This window comes from Pseudoalteromonas sp. 2CM37A (genome assembly GCF_023161885.1).
In the GTDB taxonomy this organism is placed as follows: domain Bacteria; phylum Pseudomonadota; class Gammaproteobacteria; order Enterobacterales; family Alteromonadaceae; genus Pseudoalteromonas; species Pseudoalteromonas atlantica.
The window spans coordinates 214,836-237,365 of sequence record NZ_JALNTJ010000001.1 but is presented as its reverse complement, the minus strand read 5'-3'; the positions used below and the strand labels follow the sequence as shown (position 1 = coordinate 237,365).

General features: G+C 39.9%; 12 protein-coding genes. 4 read left to right on the top strand and 8 right to left on the bottom strand.

Annotated features, from left to right (window positions below; genetic code table 11):
* Positions 1-28 precede the first annotated feature (28 nt).
* The 3 genes from MTF68_RS01030 to MTF68_RS01020 form a co-directional block, all read right to left on the bottom strand.
* The gene (locus tag MTF68_RS01030) at positions 29-1,885 is read right to left on the bottom strand and encodes a glycoside hydrolase family 13 protein (protein ID WP_248461391.1); all 1,857 of its coding nucleotides are present in this window, start codon (positions 1,883-1,885) and stop codon (positions 29-31) included.
* Entirely contained in the window at positions 1,885-3,378 is a 1,494-nt protein-coding gene (locus MTF68_RS01025) for a tryptophan halogenase family protein (protein ID WP_138578200.1), read from the bottom strand. Before MTF68_RS01025 ends, MTF68_RS01030 begins: the two co-directional genes overlap by 1 nt.
* Before the next feature lie 115 nt (positions 3,379-3,493).
* Positions 3,494-6,280, bottom strand: coding sequence for a TonB-dependent receptor (locus MTF68_RS01020; protein ID WP_248461389.1), 2,787 nt, complete (start codon positions 6,278-6,280; stop codon positions 3,494-3,496).
* 653 nt (positions 6,281-6,933) lie between these two features.
* Between MTF68_RS01020 and MTF68_RS01015 the strand changes: the two genes are divergently transcribed.
* Entirely contained in the window at positions 6,934-8,559 is a 1,626-nt protein-coding gene (locus MTF68_RS01015) for an alpha-glucosidase family protein (protein ID WP_248461388.1), read from the top strand.
* 126 nt (positions 8,560-8,685) lie between these two features.
* Here MTF68_RS01015 and MTF68_RS01010 read toward each other — a convergent pair whose 3' ends face one another.
* Positions 8,686-9,237, bottom strand: coding sequence for a TIGR00645 family protein (locus tag MTF68_RS01010; protein WP_055253277.1), 552 nt, complete (start codon positions 9,235-9,237; stop codon positions 8,686-8,688).
* A 235-nt stretch (positions 9,238-9,472) separates the two neighbouring features.
* On the opposite strand from MTF68_RS01010, the gene MTF68_RS01005 reads away from it, so the two are divergent.
* Complete coding sequence (locus MTF68_RS01005) at positions 9,473-9,715, top strand: hypothetical protein (protein ID WP_004587793.1); 243 nt, start codon at positions 9,473-9,475, stop codon at positions 9,713-9,715.
* Between the two features lie 119 nt (positions 9,716-9,834).
* Here MTF68_RS01005 and topA read toward each other — a convergent pair whose 3' ends face one another.
* Positions 9,835-12,531, bottom strand: coding sequence for a type I DNA topoisomerase (topA, locus tag MTF68_RS01000; protein WP_055253275.1), 2,697 nt, complete (start codon positions 12,529-12,531; stop codon positions 9,835-9,837).
* A gap of 259 nt (positions 12,532-12,790) precedes the next feature.
* Positions 12,791-16,216, bottom strand: a complete 3,426-nt coding sequence (locus tag MTF68_RS00995) for a hypothetical protein (RefSeq protein ID WP_248461387.1) — start codon at positions 16,214-16,216, stop codon at positions 12,791-12,793.
* 189 nt (positions 16,217-16,405) lie between these two features.
* Between MTF68_RS00995 and MTF68_RS00990 the strand changes: the two genes are divergently transcribed.
* Positions 16,406-17,737, top strand: a complete 1,332-nt coding sequence (locus tag MTF68_RS00990; RefSeq protein WP_004587790.1) for a dicarboxylate/amino acid:cation symporter — start codon at positions 16,406-16,408, stop codon at positions 17,735-17,737.
* A 62-nt stretch (positions 17,738-17,799) separates the two neighbouring features.
* Here the strand turns inward: MTF68_RS00990 and sohB are convergent, their stop codons facing one another.
* A complete protein-coding gene (gene sohB / locus MTF68_RS00985) occupies positions 17,800-18,816 on the bottom strand; it encodes a protease SohB (RefSeq protein WP_004587789.1) in 1,017 nt (338 codons plus the stop codon).
* 100 nt (positions 18,817-18,916) lie between these two features.
* On the bottom strand, positions 18,917-21,346 hold the full coding sequence (locus MTF68_RS00980) for a VolA/Pla-1 family phospholipase (RefSeq protein ID WP_024034033.1): 2,430 nt from the start codon (positions 21,344-21,346) through the stop codon (positions 18,917-18,919).
* Positions 21,347-21,573: 227 nt separating this feature from the next.
* Between MTF68_RS00980 and MTF68_RS00975 the strand changes: the two genes are divergently transcribed.
* Positions 21,574-22,320: a YciK family oxidoreductase gene (locus tag MTF68_RS00975; protein ID WP_004587787.1), complete on the top strand. Its 747-nt coding sequence runs from the start codon at positions 21,574-21,576 to the stop codon at positions 22,318-22,320.
* The last annotated feature ends 210 nt before the right edge of the window (positions 22,321-22,530 follow it).

Below are 22,530 nucleotides of genomic sequence, written 5' to 3'. Positions count from 1 at the left end.
TACAGTTGCTGCATACGTATTCAGGTCACTATTGTGGCGTATTTATAACGAGTACCGTTGCGCTCATCGCTGGTAATTCAATGGTTTTGCCAAGCTTTTGTGTTTTTTGAGTAAATAAATTAAATGCTGTTGTGCTGTTAGGCATTACCTCTTGCATATACTCAATATTTTTTTGTAGCGTTTGTGTGTTTTTATTCATAAATACCAACACTGTTTGCTCATCGCTAATACGCGCATAACTATAAACCCCTTGTTGAGGCGTAAAATGTACAAGCTTTCCTTTATCTAATGCTGAGCTGTTTTTTCTAAAGTTAAGCAGCGTACTGATGGTGTTATGCATCTCTTTTTGCTGTTTTGTTAAGCCCTCTTTGGTAAAGGCATTACGAGTTTGGCCTTCAAACCCGCCGGGGAAGTCGATTCTAATATCACCATGGTCTTTACTTGGGGTGTTATCTAATAGTACTTCCGTACCGTAATACATTTGCGCTATGCCACGTGTGGTTAAAAACAAGGTCATCGCCATTTTTGTTTTGGCTACATCTTGACCAAGCTCAGTGTAAACACGGCTCATATCGTGGTTATCGGCAAATACCATAATGTTATTTGTATCAGGGTATAAAAAGTCATTAGCTAACGATTCATATACTTTAACCCAACCCGTGTTCCAGCTTTCATCTTCATTTAGCGCTTGAATTACCGACTCTTGCAACGAAAAGTCCATCACGCTTGGTAAGCTTGATATATAGCCATCTTGGTTATGCTTGCCACGTTGCCAGTAAGAGGCAATAGCAGGGTTAGACGTCCACTCTTCTCCAACAATATTAAAGTCTGGGTACTCTTGCATTATGGCTTTTGTCCAATCACTCAAAAATGCTTTATCTGAGTAAGAGTAGGTATCAACACGTATGCCGCTTAAATCGGCGTATTCTATCCACCAAATCGCATTTTGAATTAAGTATTCACTTAACAGTGGTTGGCGCTGATTTAAATCAGGCATGGTTTCTACAAACCAACCATCGTTAAACTGGCGCTTATCGTATTCACTGGCGTGTGGGTCTTGTATGGTTTGGCGCGCATGGCTGGTGGCATTTTTGCCTTTATTAAACTCACCATTAAAGTTAATCCAATCTTTAGTTGGCTTATCGTTAACCCAAGTATGCTCAGAGCCAAAATGGTTAAGGACCATATCCATTACAAGGCCTATACCCTGCTCTTTTGCTTTTACTGATAACGTTTTGTATAGCTGGTTTGAGCCCATTCGTGGGTCAACCTTATAAAAGTCTGTAATTGCATAACCATGATAAGAATAGTTAGGCATGTTGTTTTCAAGCACTGGGGTTAACCAAAGCTGTGTTACGCCTAAATCGTTTAAATAGGGAAGCGCGTTTATAACGCCCTGAATATCACCACCATGGCGCCCACCTTTTATACTCGGGTTTGCCGCTTCTAACATGCTTGGGACGGTATCGTTTTGTTTATCACCATTAGCAAAGCGATCAGGGTTAATTAAATAAAGCGTATCAGCTGATGTAAACCCTTGACGCTGAGCGCTGTTTTTATCTCGCTCAAGAAGTGGAAACTCAAAGTTAATGCTCGTTTCGCTGCTATTAAATTCAAGCGTTCCGGCTTTAGCGGCGTCGGTAATGGTAATATTTAAAAATACATAATTTGGATTGTCGGTACGGGTTACTTTATTTAACTTAACGCCGTTGTATTTAGCTAATTTAATTTGCTCGTTTGCAATGTTTTGCTCATGAACCATGATGGTAATCGTGTTTTTGTTCATGCCAACCCACCAATTAGCTGGCTCAACGTCAAGTGCGAAGCTAATGGTTGGTAAAGTACAGGCACTTACAAGTAAAAGTTTTTTTAAAAGTTGCATCATCAGGCCTTTTTAATTTTTGCTAAAAAATCTTTATGAGTGGGTAATTGATCTACCGTTGAGGTAATAAGCGTTTTTAGTGTTGAGAATAAATCGTTTAGTTGTTCACTACTGAGTGAGTCAACAATGCTGTTGTAATCTTCGGGGATAAGTCCTTGGCCAATAAATACCTGTTGCCAGGCAACTTCGGCAAATAATTCGTCGTTTTCGCGCACTACTTTGCCGGTTTGCTTAAATAATTTGAGCTTATGGGCCAATGAGTCAGGAATGTCCATTTGCTTACATTGTCGCCAAAATGGGGAGTCTTCTCGCGCTGTTAGTGTGTAATGCAATATTATAAAATCACGAATGTGCTCTATTTCTATCACGCTTTGCTTATTAAATTCAGTAACTAAAGCTTCGCTTATGCCATTGTGTGGAAACAGCTTTATTAAACGGGTTACGGCACTTTGTATTAAATGAATACTGGTAGACTCTAACGGCTCTAAAAAGCCACTGGCAAGGCCAACCGATACCACATTTTTATGCCATTGCTTTAACCGCCGCCCTGTTTTAAATTTAATCACCCGCGGCTCAGTCATTGGCTCAGCGGGTAAATTATCTATTAATAACTGCGTTGCCGCATCGTCAGATAAATAACGACTACAATACACCAAGCCATTACCTATTCGGCTTTGCAGCGGTATTTGCCACTGCCAGCCTGCGCTGTGTGCAATTGAACGCGTATAAGGTTTTAGCTCGCTAGTACCTTGAGACTGCACCGCCACGGCACTATCACACGGTAAATAATGAGACCAATCGACAAAGCCGGTGTTAAGGGTTTGCTCTATGAGTAAGGCACGCTGCCCTGTAGCGTCTATAAAAAGGTCGCCATTTATCTGCTGTGTGTTACCAAGGGTTAATGATTTTATATTCCCTGATAGAGGGCATTGTTCAACCTGCTCTATTTTGGCATCAATATGCTCAACACCGCGTGATGTTGCGAGTTTTTTTAAAAACTCAGCATATAACGTTGCGTCAAAGTGATACGCATAACTCAAACCAGGCAATTGTGTATTAGGTAGGGTATTTAAGGGTGCAAATTTATGCTGTTTAGCCGCTTGGTAGTTAAGAGAAAAGTCCCATAAGCTTTCTTCTGCACCGCTAATATGTCCTTTTACCCAAAAATTGTAAAAATCGCAAAAGGGGAAGTCTTTTCCAAATGAGCCAAAAGCATGCATGTAGCTATGAGAGGGGGTTTTCCAATTTTCGAATTCAATTCCTAATTTTATAGATGCATTTGTAGCGTTTATAAAATCTTGCTCGTTTATACCCAGTGCATTGTTAAGTTGAATAATAGGCGGAATTGTTGCTTCACCCACGCCTATAGTGCCAATAGTACTTGACTCAATAAGGGTTATTTTAATTACTTTACCTAACACTTTGTTAAGCAAGGCGGCTGTTATCCACCCTGCCGTGCCCCCGCCTGCGATTACGACGTGTTTTATTGGTTTCATATTATTGTCCACGTTTACAGTTTAAAGCTTTGTTAAGTTTGATAAAATTTAGATAAAGTAGCTATAAAAAAGCCCTTGTAAAACAAATTACAAGGGCTCCTACACACAACCTTTATTATAGCTTGTAGCTAAAGCCTAACAAGTAAGTACGACCGTAATCTTGGTAGTCACGAACTTGTAGCGCGTTATCACCAGAAAGCGATGTAAACGGCTCTTCTGTTAAGTTTTGTACTTGGAACTGAATTGATAACCCTTCAAGGCTTTCAATACCAGCTTCAGAAAAGTCATAACCCGCTTGAACATCCCAAATTGTTTCACCTAGGATATCTACTTGCTCGGTGTTAAAACCTAAACCGTATACATCACCTTTAAAGGCACTACGTTTACGCATGCTGGTACGTAGTTGAATACCATTCATTTCGTAGTAAACCGTTAAGCTCTGAATTTTGTCAGACAGACCCGGTAACTCGTACTCATTACCGTTTTGATCTTCTATGTCAGACTCAATACCGGTATGGCTTGCAATTAAACCAAAACCTTCAAGTGACGGGTGGAAAATTTTAAATGGCAATGCAAGAGATAGCTCGTAACCGTATAGGTCGCCGCCACCGCCATTTACTTTACCACTGCCAGTACCTTCAGAAGTAGCTGGGATTTCACCTGTTGAAGGGTCAGCAACGCCCGACATATCAATTTCGTAAGTACCGTCAAAAATCCACTGGGTTAAGTCTTTATAGAAAAACGCAGCAGAGAAGTAACCTTCATCGCTAAAGTAGTTTTCGTACGTTAAATCGTAACCAGTTGCTTCTTTAGGCTCTAGGTTAGGGTTACCACCCGATACAGACCAAAAGTTACCATTTTCATCAGGCGTTGTGTTGTATGATGCATCAATAGATGAGTTCATTTCATCCAAGCGGGCGCGTGAGATTGTTTTAGCTGCACCAAAACGCACTGTTTGCTGCTCATCAATCGCAAGTGATAAGTTCAAACTTGGTAAAACGTGTGAATAATCGTGGCTAATATTGGTAGGTGATGCCACAACAATGCCATCTACAGTACTAAATGCATTACCTTGCGATGACTGATCAGTGTGAACGTAACGTACACCTATATTACCTGTTAACGCTAAGCCGCTTACTTCTGCATTAATATTAGCTTGTGCAAACGCTGAGGTAATTTCTTCTTTTACGGTCCACGATTTAGTTAAGTGGCTCGTATTTGTTAAGCTTTCATCTAGTAAGTCGTAGTAGCCGTCATTAACAAGACCATTTACATCGTAGGCAATCATATCGCCCATGCCAATAAAGTCTAAATCAACGCTGCCCATTCGATACTGCTCTGGCACGGTAACTAAACCCGGGTTATCAAGTGAAAATCCAGATAACGTCATAAAGAAGCCCTGCGAATCTTTGGTTTTTTCGCGCTCTTTATAAGACATACCAAATTCAATTGAGCTGAAGTATTCGTTTTCTAATACTTTAGATGCCGCTAGTTTTAACGTAGATAACTCATCTTCAATTGTAGGTGCATTAATGAAACCATCTTGCGCTTGGTTTTCATACTCGGTGCCGGTTAAGCCATATTTATCATTTAAAGCAGAGCTTGCACCCCATGATAAAGGGCCACCTAATTGCATTAAGCTGTAATCGCTGTAATCTAAATCGTGAGTAAACGTAGCACCTGTATTACCACCGTTAAATGTGTAACCTAGGTTATCTGCAACACCGCGAGCATCGCCTCGGCCTGTTCCAGAGTAACTCTCAAGGCTCCAAATTTTACGGTCTACTTGAGAGTAACTTGCGTCAAACTCTACTGACCACGAGTCATCAATATCGTATTTAGTGTTAAAGCCAAACGCGGTTAGTTCTGCTTCACGCTCTTCGTAGTCGTTACGAACAACCACACGTTGGCCATTTGTTACCGCACTGGTAATAAAGCCACTTGCGTCATCTACAGCTACGCTTGCAGGGTCAATCGAACCTTGACCCCATGCGAATGGGATTTCGATACCACGTAAGATTTTTTCATCTGTAAAATCAACATATAACGCATCAAACGTCATGTTTAATTTGTCTGTAGGCGCGGCCTCTAGTACGAGCATCGCTGAGTCACGTTCAAGGGTTGATGAACGTACAAATGGTTTTGCACCCCCTAATATAGAGTACGTTTGACTATCATCAGCAGTAAATTCAGGGTAACCCCAAGAGTTCCAACGTTTTTCTTGATTTGGAGAGCTCATGGTATTTAGTGCAAACGCAACACCTATGGTGTCATCTGCAAATTGATCAATGTATGAAATAGTACCGCGGTAACCATCGTCGTTACCGTCTGGGTTTAGTTTATCAAAGCTAGTTTGCTCGTACTGGCCATTAACTTGAAATACACGCTCGCCTTTACTTAAAGGACGTACGGTTTGCATGTTAATAACACCGGCAATACCTTCTGCTTCAATACTTGCATTAGGTGTTTTATAAACGGTAACGCCGCTCATAATTTCTGATGGGTAAAGGTCAAACTCTACGCCGCGGTTATCGCCAATAGATACTTGCTCGCGGCCATTAAATGTAGTGCCACTTTCGTTTTCACCAAAACCACGAATTGATACTCTACTTGCGCGACCATCTAGGCGCTGCGCCGTTAAACCTGGTAAGCGTGCAATAGACTCAGCAATAGATGAATCAGGAAGTTTACCTATATCTTCAGCTGAAATTGACTCAACGACTTGAGTAGAAAAACGCTTTGTGTTGATTGATTCTACAACACTGCCACGAAAGCCTTTTACTTCGATAACCTCAACGTCATCATTTTTAACTGTATCTTCTTGTGCTGCTACAGAGGCAAAGCTTGCTAATCCTGCAGTAGCCATTGCCAACGTTAATATACTTGGTTTGAACATAGACATGATGTTTTTCCCGTTACCCATATTGTGATACTCGCTTCTTTATTTGAGTGATAGTCAAACAGGCGAGCTAATTTTGTTGTCAGCATCAATATTAACGCTCGAATTATTTTATTAACAACTTTATGCATACGTATTCAGTACTATGCAAAAGGCTAAAAGTTAACAATGAGTTCACAAATAAAAACTTTAACCCACTGTTTTAAATAGTTTTATATTGGTGCAACCTAGTGATTTATTATCATTATAAAATACATCAATTATTTAACTGAAATCCCTTTGTCATCGTTTGTAAATAGCGTTAATTAAAGGTTTTTTATAAATTTACACGCATATCTTTTGTAAATATTACCAGGTTAAATTGGTCTGACCATTAAGTGAAATCACCAAAGCTGTGCAGCCCTTTAAAAATAAGCACCAAAATAGCCAGTTGTTTTAGTTACACATAAATAAACATGATTGGTAAAAGTGCTGCAGCGGTTTTTATGGGTAACTTTCCGCTTAGCTAAAACCGCTTTTATGTAAGTAAATTAGCTGCATACGTATGCAGACTTTTTACAGAGCAGCACCCTTCACGTATGCTTTTTGAAAATTTAGTGATTGTTTCAATCAAACTAATAACAATATAAATACTGTGTGGAACGACGGAGAAAAGCATGACCCAACAGCAGTGGTATAAAGGTGCGGTTATTTATCAGGTTTACCCGCGAAGCTTTCAAGACAGCAATAACGATGGTATTGGTGATCTTAAAGGGATAATTAATCGCATTGATTACATTAAAAGCTTAGGCGTTGACGCTATTTGGATTTCTCCTTTTTTCAAATCTCCAATGAAAGATTTTGGCTACGACATAAGTGACTATCGCGATATAGACCCCATATTTGGTGACCTAAACGACTTTGATGAGTTAATAGATCAAGCACATAAACGCGACATTAAAATTATTATTGACCAAGTGTTAAGCCATACATCAGATCAACATCAATGGTTTTTAGATAGCCGCGAAAACCAAAACAATGATAAAGCTGACTGGTACGTATGGGCAGATGCTAAAGAAGATGGCACAGCGCCTAATAACTGGTTATCTATTTTTGGTGGCGGTGCTTGGCAATGGGAGCCTCGTCGCGGTCAATACTATTTACATAACTTTTTAACCGAACAGCCTGATTTAAACTTTCATAATCCAGATGTAAGAAAAGCTGTTTTAGAAAATGTAGAGTTTTGGCTTAAAAAAGGTGTAGATGGTTTTAGATTAGACGCTATTAACTTTTGCTACCACGATGCACAATTACGTGACAATCCAGCAAAGCCTAAAGATAAACGCCAAGGCCGTGGCTTTAGTGAAGATAACCCATATGCTTTTCAGTACCATTATTATAATAATACCCAGCCAGAAAACATTGAGTTTATGCAAGACATACGTGCATTACTTAATAAATACCCGGGTACTGTATCACTTGGCGAAATTTCATCGGAAGATTCATTGGCAACAATGGCAGAATATACCCAAGGCGGTGATAAGCTGCATATGGGCTACAGTTTTGAACTACTCACGGATGATTATTCAAGTGAATACATAAGAGAAACCGTACAGACTCTAGAGCAACGCATGACTGAAGGTTGGCCGTGCTGGGCGTTTAGCAACCATGATGTAGAGCGTGTTGCGAGCCGCTGGAGCCAAAATGGTGAAATAAACCCAGCACAATGCAAAATGCTTACAGCTTTATTAGCTTCTTTGCGTGGTAGCGTATGTATGTACCAAGGTGAAGAGCTGGGGCTAGGTGAAGCCTCTGTAGCATTTGAAGACCTACAAGACCCATATGGCATTACCTTTTGGCCAAACTTTAAAGGTCGCGACGGCTGTAGAACGCCAATGCCATGGGAAGGTAACAACACACAAAACGCAGGATTTAGTGCTGCTAAACCCTGGTTACCGGTTGATAGCGCGCATACGCAGCAGGCTGTGTCTATACAAGATAAAGATGCAAACTCTATACTTAATGCCTATCGTGAGTTTATGGCATGGCGTAAACAGCATACTGTGTTATTAGCAGGCGATATTAAGTTTATTGATACTGCTGAGCCTATCCTCGCTTTTTACAGAACGCTAAACGAGCAAACTATGTTATGTGTGTTTAACTTAGCTGATACCAATCAAACATTTGAGTTGACTAAAACAGTGACTGAGGCGCATGACTCACTATCTCATTGTAATGCTACTTTAGATGGTAATAAGCTAAACATGAATGGTTTTGACTGTTACTTTGCTTTTGTAAAATAAGAATGCCCTGACGTATGATGCTCAAAAGCCCGATTTTATCGGGCTTTTTTGTGCGCTCAAATAGTGGGGCTGCTATAGCCGGTATTAAGACGAAATACCGACCTCCAAACCACTAACTTAACCTTTCTAATGTGATTGTGTTTTACTATTTAAATAATCAGTGAGCGCAAATAACACGCCAGAGCTTACAAAGGTGACATGGATAATCACTTTCCAAAATAGCTCCTCACTTGAATGAATATTAGAATTAATAAATACCTTTAAAAGCTCAACTGCAGATATGGCAACAATTGCGCTAATAAGCTTCATTTTTAAGCCAGAGAAACCTACTTTTCCCATCCATGACGGCCTATCTTCGTGGCCCTCAATATTAAGCTTTGACACAAAGTTCTCATAACCACTAAAAATAATAATAAGTAATAAACCAGCCAGTAAAGCGGTATCAACGAGGGTAAGTATACCCACTAATAACTCTTGGTTTGTTGCACTAAAAGTGGCAATACCCATTAAATAAAGTTGCTTAAAAAACTTTATTAATAGCAATATTACAGCAAATAGTAGGCCTACAAAAAACGGGGCTAATAACCAGCGCCCTTTAAATATAAACGACTCTAAGCCCTGCTCTACTTTGTGTATTTTACGAGGCGTACTGGTTGGTTTTGCTTGGTGTTCTGACATTAACTTATCTTTTTATAAAAAAGCGACCTTAGCTTATAATTTATTACAACACAATTACTTATATAATTATTTAAGCGTAATTTACTCATCTTGACGATAAAAATTTTTCGTTATCTTTTATTTTAATTTCGATTAAAAATCACTACACCAACAGAGTTGTTCTGCATTGGGCACTATTTAAATACAGCTTTAAAATGTATTTAAATCGTAAAACCATTTATTTAGGAATCAACAAATGAATAAAGCATTGCTAGCATTAATAGTTGCACCACTTTTTGCTGTATCTGCAACGGTTGCAATCGCAGACGATGCACCAGTAGCTTCTGCACAAACAATTAAAGAATACACAGATATGTGTGTAAATTGGGCTAAAGATGATGATGTAAGTAACGACGATCTATTTGGCTATGTTCTTCAATGCGTTAATGATGAATTAGAGTCTGAAGGCTACAAAAAAGTATCTACTGTACAAATCTAAACAATAAAAAATATGCGGCTAATAAAGCCATTGCGACGCATATAATCATAAAAAAACCGGAATGACACAGGCTGTGCATTCCGGTTTTTGTTTGTCTTAGGCTAAATAAATTTTAACGTTTATTCAGCTTCTTTTTTTGCTTTAGGTTTAGCTGGCGATTTTTTTGCAGCCGCTTTCTTTTTAGGCGCTGCTTTTTTCTTCGCTTCTTCTACCCATTTACCCGCTTCATAGTGAGCAGTCCAGCCTGTGGCTTTTCCGTCAACTTCCGTCATCACGTATTGCGCTTTATTTTTACGGCTATAACGTACTACGGCTAAATTACCATCAGGATCTTTTTCTGGCGCATCAGCTAAGTAATAAAACTTAGGTGAAATACGCTCTCTAAAACGCTTTAGCTCAGCCACTTTAGGCGCTCGCGTCTCGCGTGATTTAGGGAAAGTGTTAGCCGCCAAGAAAATACCTGCAGCCCCGTCACGTAAAACAAAATAAGCTTCTGACTTTTCACATTCAAGTTCAGGTATGTGTACAGGATCTTCTTTTGGTGGTGCAGCTTCGCCGTTTTTAAGTAACTTACGCGTATTTTTACACTCTTCGTTGTTACAGCCAAAATACTTACCAAAACGGCCCGATTTAAGCTCCATGTCTGAACCACATTTATCACATTCGATAATAGGCCCATCGTATCCTTTAATTTTAAAGGTACCTTGCTCAACGATATACCCTTCACATGCAGGGTTATTACCACAAACATGTAATTTACGGGTTTCGTCTATTAGGTAAGAGTCCATAGCCGTTTCACAGATTGGACAGCGCTTCATTTGCATTAATGTTTCAGTTTCAATGTCTTCAACATCTGCCGCAACCGCTTCATCCCCTGATACTAAGTTCATAGTGGTTGTACAACGCTCTTTAGGCGGTAAGTTATAACCTGTACAGCCTAAGAAAACACCCGTTGATGCTGTTCGAATACCCATTTTTCTGCCACACGTAGGGCAGTCAATGTCGGTTTCTACCATTTGATTAAGGCGCATTCCGCCTTGCTCTGGCTCATCTTTGGCTATGTTTAATTGCGTAGAAAAATCAGCATAAAACTTATCAAGCACTTGGGTCCATACACGCTCGCCTTCGGCGATATCATCTAAACGACCTTCCATTTTTGCTGTAAAGTCAAAGTTCATTAAATCAGTGAAGTTTTCAACCAAACGGTCGGTTACTATTTCGCCCATTTTTTCAGCGAAGAAACGACGGTTTTCTACCCGTACATAACCACGGTCTTGAATTGTTGAAATAATTGATGCGTACGTAGATGGACGACCAATACCACGTTTTTCAAGCTCTTTTACTAAACTTGCTTCACTAAAGCGCGCTGGCGGTTTAGTAAAGTGCTGCTTAGGGTCAAGCTCAATTAAACTAAGTACTTCGCCTTCTTTTACTGCTGGCAGAGATTGATCTTCTTCATTCTTTTTGCGTACCGCAGGTTGCACTTTTGTCCAACCATCAAAGCGAAGTACTCGCCCTTTTGCTTTTAATTGAAACTCATCAGCGGCCACAGTAAGCGTTGTTAAATCGTACTCTGCAGGCACCATTTGACAGGCAACAAACTGACGCCAAATTAATTCGTACAGTTTTTTGGCATCGGCATCAACACCTTCAACATGCCCAGAAAGTACAGTTACACTTGAAGGACGGATCGCTTCGTGCGCTTCTTGTGCGTTGCCTTTAGAGCTGTAGCTAATTGGGTCTTTAGGTAAGTACTTTGCGCCAAACTCTTGGGTTACATAATCACGACACATTTCAACTGCATCTTTTGACAGATTAGTTGAATCGGTACGCATATAAGTAATGTAACCGCCTTCGTAGAGGCGCTGTGCAAGCATCATTGTTTTTTTAACGCCATAGCCTAAACGTGTACTGGCGGCTTGTTGCATGGTTGAAGTAATAAAAGGCGCACTTGGGCGGCTTTTGCTTGGTTTTTCTTCAACACTTATTACTTTATATTCGGCTGTCTCAAGGCTTTTAACTGCGGCTGTAGCCTGAGCCTCATTTACCGGCTTAAATGGCTTGTCTGCTTGTTTTGTGACTTCTAAGCGTAATTGTGACTCAGTATTTTTAACATCGGCGTGTATATCCCAAAACTCTTCTGGAATAAACGCTTTAATTTCACGTTCGCGCTCTACTAATAAACGTACCGCAACCGATTGCACACGCCCAGCAGAAAGCCCGCGCGCTACTTTAGCCCATAATAATGGCGATACCATAAAGCCAACTACACGGTCTAAGAAGCGGCGTGTTTGTTGTGCATATACCATGTCGGTATTTAGTTCACCTGGTGTTTCAAACGCTTGTTGAATCGCATTTTTTGTAATTTCGTTAAATACAACGCGTTTATATTTTTCAGGCTCACCACCAATAATTTCTTGAAGGTGCCAAGCAATTGCTTCCCCTTCTCTATCCAAATCCGTTGCGAGATAAACTTGGTCTGCATTTTCGGCCAGCTTTTTTAACTCTTGAACTACTTTCTCTTTACCTGGCAAAATTTCGTAATGTGGCTCCCACCCTTTTTCAGGATCAATACCCATACGTGCAACTAAGTTAGTGTAATCTCGTTGCTGTTTATACGCTGCCTTTTCTTCAGGCTCCATTTTACGAACTTCAGCTGGCGTTTTAGTCGCCGGTACTTTAGCTTTGTTCGAACCTGAAGTAGGTAAATCACGCACATGTCCAATACTGGACTTTACGATGAAGTCTTTACCTAAGTATTTATTAATTGTTTTAGCCTTAGCAGGTGACTCTACAATTACTAGCGATTTGCCCATAGTTGCCTATTTCTAACCAAATATTTAAATGTGTTTTGCCGACATAAACGGCGCGAATATTTATAGGTATATCTACAAACACCTATTGTTACAAGCTTTTAATACAAACTTTTCAGTATTTACTGAATAAACAAACAATTTTTGTTGTTAAATTATACAAACCGGTGTTTTTAAAATAATTGCTGTGGAATATATAGAACACAAATAAAAAAGCCAACCTTAAGGTTGGCTTTTTTTTAATTAAACAATTGACTACATATTAACCATCATCACTTATTGCAATTTGAGCTGTTGAAATATTGCCTTTACCAGTCGTAAACTCAACGGTTAAGAATCCTTCCGTTTTATCATTTCCTTCTGCTTCACGGCTAATTGATAGAGCTTCACCAAATGCAAAAGTTGCACTTGAATTGCGAATATCAAAACCGTCTGTACCGCTGTACTCACCATTATCAGCAGATATAGCCACATTGGTACCTGCAGGCATGGGGTTATTATATATATCAGAGTAGTAAACAGCGAAAGTTAATGCTGATAGCTGATTCCCCAAATCAGTACTAGTAATGTTGATAGAACCTACATCGCAGTAATCTGTGTTATCGGTTGCTTCTAAGCTCAAGATAATAGCGCCAGACTGAGTGTCAGCTTGACGATAGATATTATTACACTCTTCGATATCCTGTGCGAGCTGCATAGCATTATCAGTAAATACTGTAGGATCATCTATAACTGTTTCTTCTAATGCTTCAGCAAAGCGATTACGTAACTCACTTTTTGTGACCACAAATCTACTGTATGCGGTACTACCCGACATAATGATTTCAAAAGAATCACGAATATCAACTAGTTCTTTAGTACAAAGGCTTTCAAATGTGTCACCTTCTGTTGGTGTTGTTGCTTCTGCTTTACATACTAAACCATTGTATTTTTCATCAGCTAGCGTGTGCATGCCATTGAGATCAATATCCCAGTTTTCTTCAAAATGGCCAGCATTTGTGTTCTCTGGGCTACATGGATCATCACTATCGCCTTCTTGACAGTTATTAGCGGCTTTTATCACTGTCGCTGTAACAGGATCATAAATACCCGCTAAGCCATCATAAACACCATTTTCATTGTGATCGATAAATGCCTCAGTTAGATCATAACCACTATAATATTCGTTGGTATCAAAACGCCCATTTCCGTTAATGTCAATGAACGATTCTTGACCTTTAGCGGTAACAAGCACTGTTGCACGACCACCAAGAGGAACGCCATTTTCATTGAAAGCAGCATTTAAAATACCGGCCATACAAGGTGCTGCAGAACCAAAGTAAAGATCACAGTTAATTTCATTAGTTTTAGGGTTAATACTGTTAATTGTATTACCCCATTTTGCATCTGTAAATGGTTTTGGGTTTTGTGAACGCCATTGAGCAACGCACTGACCGTCGACTGTATTACACTCTAACTGCGCATTAAATTCTGTACCATCAATGGTACCAATAGCACCCCCTTCAGTTGTTAAGTATACCGAAGTCCCATCAGGAACAGGGTTGTTAAAATGATCAGCTAAATAAACATTAACGTCTTCAATATCACCGGTATAATTTAACGCTTCAATATTGAAGTTAGTTGGTGCAGCGGTGAAACTATTGCCATCAGGTAAACCTGAACTAATCGAAACTAAATCAGATACTGTTATTACTTGCTCATCTAATGAAACTAGTGAGAGTTTTCCGGTTGGGCATGAAACATTGGCATCACGCTCTGCGTCATCAAGAAGACACTCATCATAAAGTTCTTTCCAGCATGTAACATTGTCGTTTTGGTCAGCTGGAATAAGTTCATCTGGGATGTAGCAAGCTTGCACACGCACAGCCTGAGGAACAAAACCAGAGTTCACTTGAATACGTGCTAAGCCTTCAGAATCTGTTGAAACACTAGCATGCGAATAACCGGTCGAATCTGTAACTTCAGAAAGTGATATGCCACCATTAGTCGAGCTTAAACGAAAATCTAAACGCTTTTGCTTTGCAGTATTACCTATTTCATCTGTTAATTTGAATGTAAGTTGGCTGATTTCTTTACGAGAAACTCCACCAGTTCCTTTTAGTGCAAGTACATTTTCTGACGCTTCAACAAATTCAATCGAGCTTACTGCGGCAGCCGATACAGGTACATTAACTGTAACAACTTTTGGTGTACCACCAGTAAGCACTGTCGCTGTAACCGTATCGCCTTGTGATGTGTTACAGCCATTACTTCGGTATGTCGCTGTTGCAATACCACTAATACTCGTTGCAGTATCATCCATTACCGCAAGATCAGATTCAACACAACCAGATGTAAATTCAACATCTAGTGGAGTTACAAACAAATCTCCATCTGTATCATAAATATTTACTGAAATAACCGTTGTAGCTCCAGCTGCTAGTGGCACAAATTCGTTATCAATCACATTGCCAGCTTCATCTAATTTATTATATAAACCATTTGAAATTTCAACACTTAATTCTGCTGTAGCGATTTCAAATGCTTTTGAAGCAGTAACTGATTTAGCAGTAACAGATACTTCTCCAGCACCACTGTTTGCCCCTGGCTGTAATTTTAAAATTGCAAAACCAAAGTTATCTGTTAGTGCTTTACCTGATTCTGGTAACAAGGCACCAAGGTCTGTAGATAACTCCGCTATAATGCCATCAATACCATCACCAGAACTTGTATCTGTGACTTTAATCATAACGTCAATAAGTTCATCAGAAGAGAATTGATTTACAACATTACAACCAGATGCTAGATAGGTGCCTTCGAGGGATGTTGTGTTGCGATTAGCATCCCAATCACTTGCACAGCCTTGTAATAACTTGATATCAAGCTCTGCTTCAGCACTTTCCACAGGTGCATCATCACCATTTGAAATAAAGCCTGCAACTTTAGTGATGCTATTACCGCTTTCATCCGTATAGATAGCAACGACTTGACCCGCACCTTTTGAATCACCGCTACTGAGCGTTACGGAAGCTTGACCACTCGCGTCTGTTAATGCAGTACCTAACACAGGTGTGATTTTACCAGTGTAATTAGTTGTAAAAGAAATTAGCTGGCCTTGCAAAGGTTCATCTTCTTCTAACAAGGTAGCAGTAACTGTACCTTTATTATCTTTGCTAACGGGGTTATCAGTTGTAAATGGTGAACCAGTACTATCTAAAATTGAAACATCAAGTTCAATAGTACCATTCACACTGGAGTCATCGCTCTCAGAGCCATCAGATGTGAAACCAAAGGAGTCACTGTAAGTATCTTCACCATTAATATAGGTGGCGGTAATAATACCAGCCCCCGCAGTGTCGCCAGCCGTCAGAGTAATTGATGCAACTCCATCAGTGTTGGTTAAAACCGTGCCTGAAACTGGATCTAGCGATCCGATGTCACCATTAAGACTAAAATTGACTACTTCGCCAACAACAACTGCCCCACTATTAGTGAGCATTGCCGAAATAGTTAACGGTTCATCAGCTGTAACAGAATTCGCTTCATCTGTACTTGATTGACTATAGCCTTGAACAGACACTACATAATTTAGCTCTTCTGTTTCGTCACTTCCGCCAGTGGATGTATCTTTATCTAACGACCCACCGCCGCCACAAGCGGCTACCAATGAGCTTATAAACAAGATACTTAGCCATCGTAATAAAGGCATCGCCCTCTCCCTAGTTAGCTATTTATTATTCATATAATTGTTTACCTAATATTAACCTATAACTTAGTCTAATATCACAGTTTTTTGTCACTTTTTTATGTAAATAATTCCGCAAAGGCTATTTTTTTCTGTAGTAAATATTTCCTTGCTGGTAGTCTATGGCAAATTTGAAAAAATAGATTAGGGAATATGTCTAAAATACGTTCAATGAGTTTAACTACCCGTATCATGATTGGCATGGCACTGGGTATTGCAGTAGGCTTTTTATTTCAGGCTATATTAGCTGGTGAAGACGATTATCTAATTCCTCTTGGGTTATTCTCTTTGCCAATTAAAGCTTTTTTTGTAGATGGCCTTTTCCATGTTGGCGGACAAATTTTTATTGCCAGCTTAAAAATGTTGGTTGTGCCGCTGGTATTTGTATCGCTTGTGTGTGGTACGTGTAGCTTAAGCGATCCTAAAAAATTAGGCCGTTTAGGTGGTAAATCAATTGGCTTATATTTAGTTACAACTGCTGTGGCAATTACCGTAGCTATTTCACTAGCGTTATTATTTAACCCAGGTCAAGGCATTGCACTGCCATCAGATGCAAGCTTTAATGCTAAAGAAGCCCCTACCTTAGCGCGAGTGATTATCGATATGTTCCCTACTAACCCATTCGAAGCAATGGCTAAAGGGAACATGCTGCAAGTTATTGTGTTTGCGCTTTTATTTGGTGTTTCAATGGCGCTAAGTGGCAAAGCAGGTAAACGTGTAGCCGCAGTATTTGAAGATTTAAACACGGTTATTTTAAAACTAGTAACGCTACTAATGAACATAGCACCTTACGGTGTGTTCTTTTTAATGGCTAAACTTTTTACCACTATCGAAATGGGATTAATACTCAGCCTAGCTAAGTACTTCCTTGTAGTAGTGGCGGCGTTATTAATTCACGCATTTATTAATTACAGTATTATTTTAAAAGTATTAACAGGCCTTAACCCGCTTACCTTTTTAGCTAAAATGAAACATGCGTGTTTATTTGGTTTTAGCACTTCAAGCTCAAGCGCAACTATGCCTATTACACTTGAAACTGCGACCAAAAAACTCGGCGCTAATAACTCGGTTGCCTCTTTTACTATTCCGCTAGGCGCTACCATTAACATGGATGGCACAGCCATTATGCAAGGCGTGGCAACAGTATTTATTGCACAAGTGTTTGCTGTTGATTTAACGATTTCTGATTACTTAATGGTTATTCTAACCGCAACGCTTGCCTCGGTAGGCACTGCGGGCGTGCCTGGTGTGGGTTTAATCATGCTTGCAATGGTACTTAACCAAGTAGGTTTACCAGTAGAAGGGATTGCAATTATTATTGGTGTTGACAGATTACTCGATATGACGCGCACAGCCGTTAATATAACGGGTGACTGTATGGTAACTTGTGTGGTTGCTAAATCAGAAGGTCAATTAGATGAAACAATATTTAACGACCCGAACGCAGCTAAAGACTTAGAAGATTACCACAAATCTACTGAGTAATTATTAAAGCCCATAAAAAAACCCTTGCTATGCAAGGGTTTTTTATTACCTTTAATAACGTTTTATGGGTTCATTGCTTTAAAACGCGACATTAAATTAACGCCTGCTTTATTTACAGAGCTACTTAGCCCAATTGCTAACTTATCACTTAATCCTTTCTTAATTTTGTATTTTACTTTGTATATTTGACGCTCAGCTTGTTGCTCTAATAACGCATCATCACTGGTTTTAATTACATCAACTAAGCCCTTTTCAATTGCTTGTGTTGCAAACCAATGCTCACCCGTTGCCACATTATCAATATTAAGTGTTGGCCGTTGGCTGCTTACAAACTCTTTAAACAAACCATGTGTTTGCTCTATTTCATCACGAAACTTTTCGCGGGCTTTATCTGTGTTTTCGCCGAACAAGGTTAACGTACGCTTAAATTCGCCAGCTGTAATTTGCTCAAACTCTACATCGTTTTTCTTTAAAATTTTATTAAAGTTAGGTATTTGTGCAATTACACCAATAGAGCCAACAATAGCAAAAGGAGCCGCTAATATTTCATCGGCCACACAGGCCATCATGTAACCGCCACTCGCTGCTACTTTATCAATAGAAACCGAAAGCTTAATACCTGCAGTTTTAAAACGCTGTAATTGCGATGCAGCTAAACCATAGCCATGCACCACGCCGCCCCCACTTTCTAAGCGAACTAATACTTTATCTTTCTCAGGATTAGCAATGGCAATAATGGCGGTCACTTCTTCGCGTAGGCTTTCAACTTCATGAGCGTCCATACTACCTATAAAATCTATAACATATAGGCGTGGCTTCGGCTCATCATTTGCCGCTTTTTTAGACTCGACTTTTTGCACTTTATGATGCGCCTTTAACTCTTTTTTAGTTAAAGTATTTTCTAAAAAGCTGTGTTTTAAGTCATCTAGTTGCTCAGACAAATCGTCTATTTCTATGGCTCCTTTTTTAGCTTTAGGCTTTACTGCTGAACCCACAATGAGGGTTAAAATAATTGCAATAGCAATAACAAAGGTAACCGTTTTAGCAAAAAACAAACCGTATTCGTATAAAAATTCCAACTGGTCTCTCCATTTATAAATTTAAGCTAATTTATCATGCTTTATAACAAAAAAAAGCCACTAAACAGTGGCTTTTCAAGGTTAATAAGGTATTTGCTGATTAATCAGTCACAACCTCTGGGTTACTGACTAATAACATACGCCCGCGTGCAGCTAAATAAGTAGCTACTTGGAGCTGCATTTCAGCGTTTGCTGCTGCACTGCCCTCAACAGTTGCCGCTTGGGCATCGTCTTGTGCTGGCGTTAAAATTGAGCCATGGTGCCCTTTTGTAAATTTCACCAAATAACTCGCCGGGGTTTCACTAAGTGCTTGTGAAGTGCTTACTGTTTCAAGCCCCATAAATGTTGCTAATGGAATTGTGCCCGATATAGGGTTATTTGCTGCCGCTGGCGGAATAACTTGGTCTGGTTTGTTATCTGCGCCATCGCCTACAACTACATTAGTGTATACAGGGGTACCTAAAGCATTTACCGCTGCTGCGTAATTTGTTGGGTCTCCGCTATCAAGTGCTGTTTGCGCTGCAAAAGCAAACTCGGTCATTACCGCTTGGATGTTGGCAAGTTTTGTAGTTTCCCCTGCCGTAGTAAGTGAGGTTACATACGCCTGATAGCCACAAGTTAAAAACGCTTCCATATCTGGTAATAATGTACCACAGTTTGAAATAGCATCCGCTTGTAAAAACTCGTTAAACTCTTGTGATTCTGCTGTACCAGCTTGCGATAATACAGAGCCTTGAATAAATGGCCCAAACGCAGCCGATTCAAGTAAAAAGCTTGCTATACCGCCACCGCCACTGGCAAGTGCTACCGTGTTTACCTTAAATAATGGGTCAACTGTATCTGCAAGCGGAGTATTAGCCTGAGCTATAAATGCAGGTGCAACAATAGATCCTAAAGAATGCCCTACATAGGTTACATCTTGTGCGTTAATTGTCGCATCATTAATAAAGTTTAAACCTAAGCGTAAGCCTAATAAATCTGCTGATGATTGACGCAAGCTATCACGAGCCACTAACAACGAGTTTAAGTTCATGTAACTTAGTACTGAACCTGTTGTTGCATTAAAGTCATCTGTCCCATCAGCATCAACATCTACACCACGCTCACCATGGCGAGGATGGTCAATCGCCGCTGTGGCAAAACCTTGAATTGAAAGTTGTGCAGTGAGTGCCAACATGCTTTCTTTGTCTGTTGTTATACCGTGTTGCATAATAACAACTGGCCAGCCAGTTTCTGGCATTTCAATTGGATCAAGACCTTGTGAATCACGAATAAAATTAATAACCGGTAAAATAGGTTTGGTTATTTGCACTGGCACATTCGCCATGCTTTGCACTTTAGGAATAGAGTTATACTTAGTTAAATGACGCGTAGTGTCTAAACCTAAATCACGCAACTGTCCGTCACTTAACGCAGCACAAAGCCCATCATTATCGCTAATTGGCTCTGCAGGGAAAGCTTCGCCTGCTGCAGCTTTGTAACCTAAAACAGCTACCGCGTTGTCACACATACCTTGCCAATATGTATCATTTAAATCACTTATTTCAGTGCCTGTTGGGGTGCCTAAATACATAGGTAACATAACGCTACCTTTTAAATATTGCACACCAGAGAACGCATCCGATACGCTAACACCCGCAGCTGCAAATACTTGCTGCACATTTACCATTGCTTGTTCAGGTACACTTACCATTGGTGTTGGTAATGCATCATTTTGTAAGCTAGCTGCCAGTAAGTTTTTAATTGTGCCAAGCACAGGACCTGCTGATTGAATGGTCATAGCAGCAGAAAATATAATATCATCTTTAGTAATATCACCTGAGCTTACAACCACATTCTCATAGCTATTTACTGCCGCTTGAAGACCAAGCTGAGCATCAGTAATCAATGGCGCTTCTTCACTTACAGAAGCGTAAGTAGAAGAAGGCTGAATAGAACGCCCTTGAGAGTCTTTTAATCCAGTGGTTAATACATTTATGTATGAACTTCCTGGTGTGAAAGGTTTTAATGGGATAATAGCAACTGCATCGCCAGAGGCTTGAGAAATAAAGTCTACGCCGTAGGTTAATTCACCTACCAATTTACACGCTGAACCAGCTGTAACAACAGCACATTCTGCATCAGTTAAGCTTGCGCCCATAACCACTTCAAAAATTCTTACTGTACCAGGCGACGCTGCAGAGGTTTCATCAAGCGATACACCTGTAGGGAAAGTTAAATCAATTTTGTAAGGCACTTGCGATGACCAGCCATCTAACGCACCTAGCGCTAATTGCGGATCTGCATAAGCAGTGCGAGGCACAGAGACGTTATCATCGTCTAATTCACCTGGAATATTAATTGTGCCGTCTTGAGTGCCGCTCATTAATAAATCGTTAGGGACAGATAAAACCCCATTCGCAGGGTCAAAGGTCACCGTGGCATTAGGTATTATGGTTGCAGTATCGTTTTTAACATCTTCTAATGTTTCTCCGCCGCCACAACCTGCTAACGCAGCTGTAACCGAGAGTGAGAGTAGCATTTTTTTCATATTGTTGGCTCCGCACATATCTTTATTTTTATAGTGTGTTCGTTCAAAGTAAGTGTGTTTAATCAGTGTAGTAAAGTTAAAACAATGTAATCAGTTTATTAATGAGACATTAGACCAGTTAAACTTAACGTAAAGTTTATAATTCCGCCACCTAAATTTTCAATAAATTCGATTACTTGACGATTTGCTATGTTAAAATCAAAAAAATTTTATAAATTGGTATTTATATGCAAACTTATCAAGCAACTCCAAATGCACTTCAAAATAAAGTAATTTTAATTACAGGTGCCGGCGATGGTATTGGCCGCGTAGCAGCAATTACCTACGCAAAGCATGGCGCAACAGTTATTTTACTTGGTAAAACAACAAATAAGCTCGAATGCGTTTACGATGAGATTGTCAATGCTGGTTACCCTCAGCCTGCTATTGTGCCAATGGACTTAAAAGGCGCGACAAAACAAAACTACCGTGATTTAGCAGCTACAATCGAAAGTCAATTTGGCCGATTAGACGGCTTATTAAATAATGCCGGTATTTTAGGGTCGCTAGGGCCACTTGAGCACTTTTGCTCTTCTACGTTTGAAAACATCATGAAAGTGAATGTTACTGCGCAAGCAATGATCACCAAAGCGCTATTCCCTGTGCTGCGTAAATCAGAGAATGCCTCTATTGTTTTCACTTCATCAAGCGTTGGCCGTAAAGGGCGCGAATTTTGGGGGCCTTATGCAATATCTAAATTTGCAGTTGAAGGCATGATGCAAACATGGGCCTGCGAAGTAGGTAAAACCAATATCCGTGTAAATTGTATAAACCCTGGCGCAACGCGTACCTCTATGCGCGCATCAGCCTACCCAGGGGAGGATCGCGATAAGCTTGCTACCCCAGAAGATTTAATGCCAACGTATTTATATTTAATGAGTGATGACTCGAGCGATGTAAACGGTGAATCTCTCGATGCGCAACAAAAAAAGTAAACTACATTTTTAATTATAAAAAAAGCCGCATACATTGCGGCTTTTTTGTCGGTAATTTTTGGTAATTATACCAATTAGCTTAATTAAATTATCTATTTTAAGGCTAGAAAAACGTGTTGTTCGCTTGGCAAAAAATTCGCTATTTAGCTGTGCTAAATGAGCATTTTTTTACCTCGGTAGCGACACGTTTAGCCCCGCAAAATGATTAAG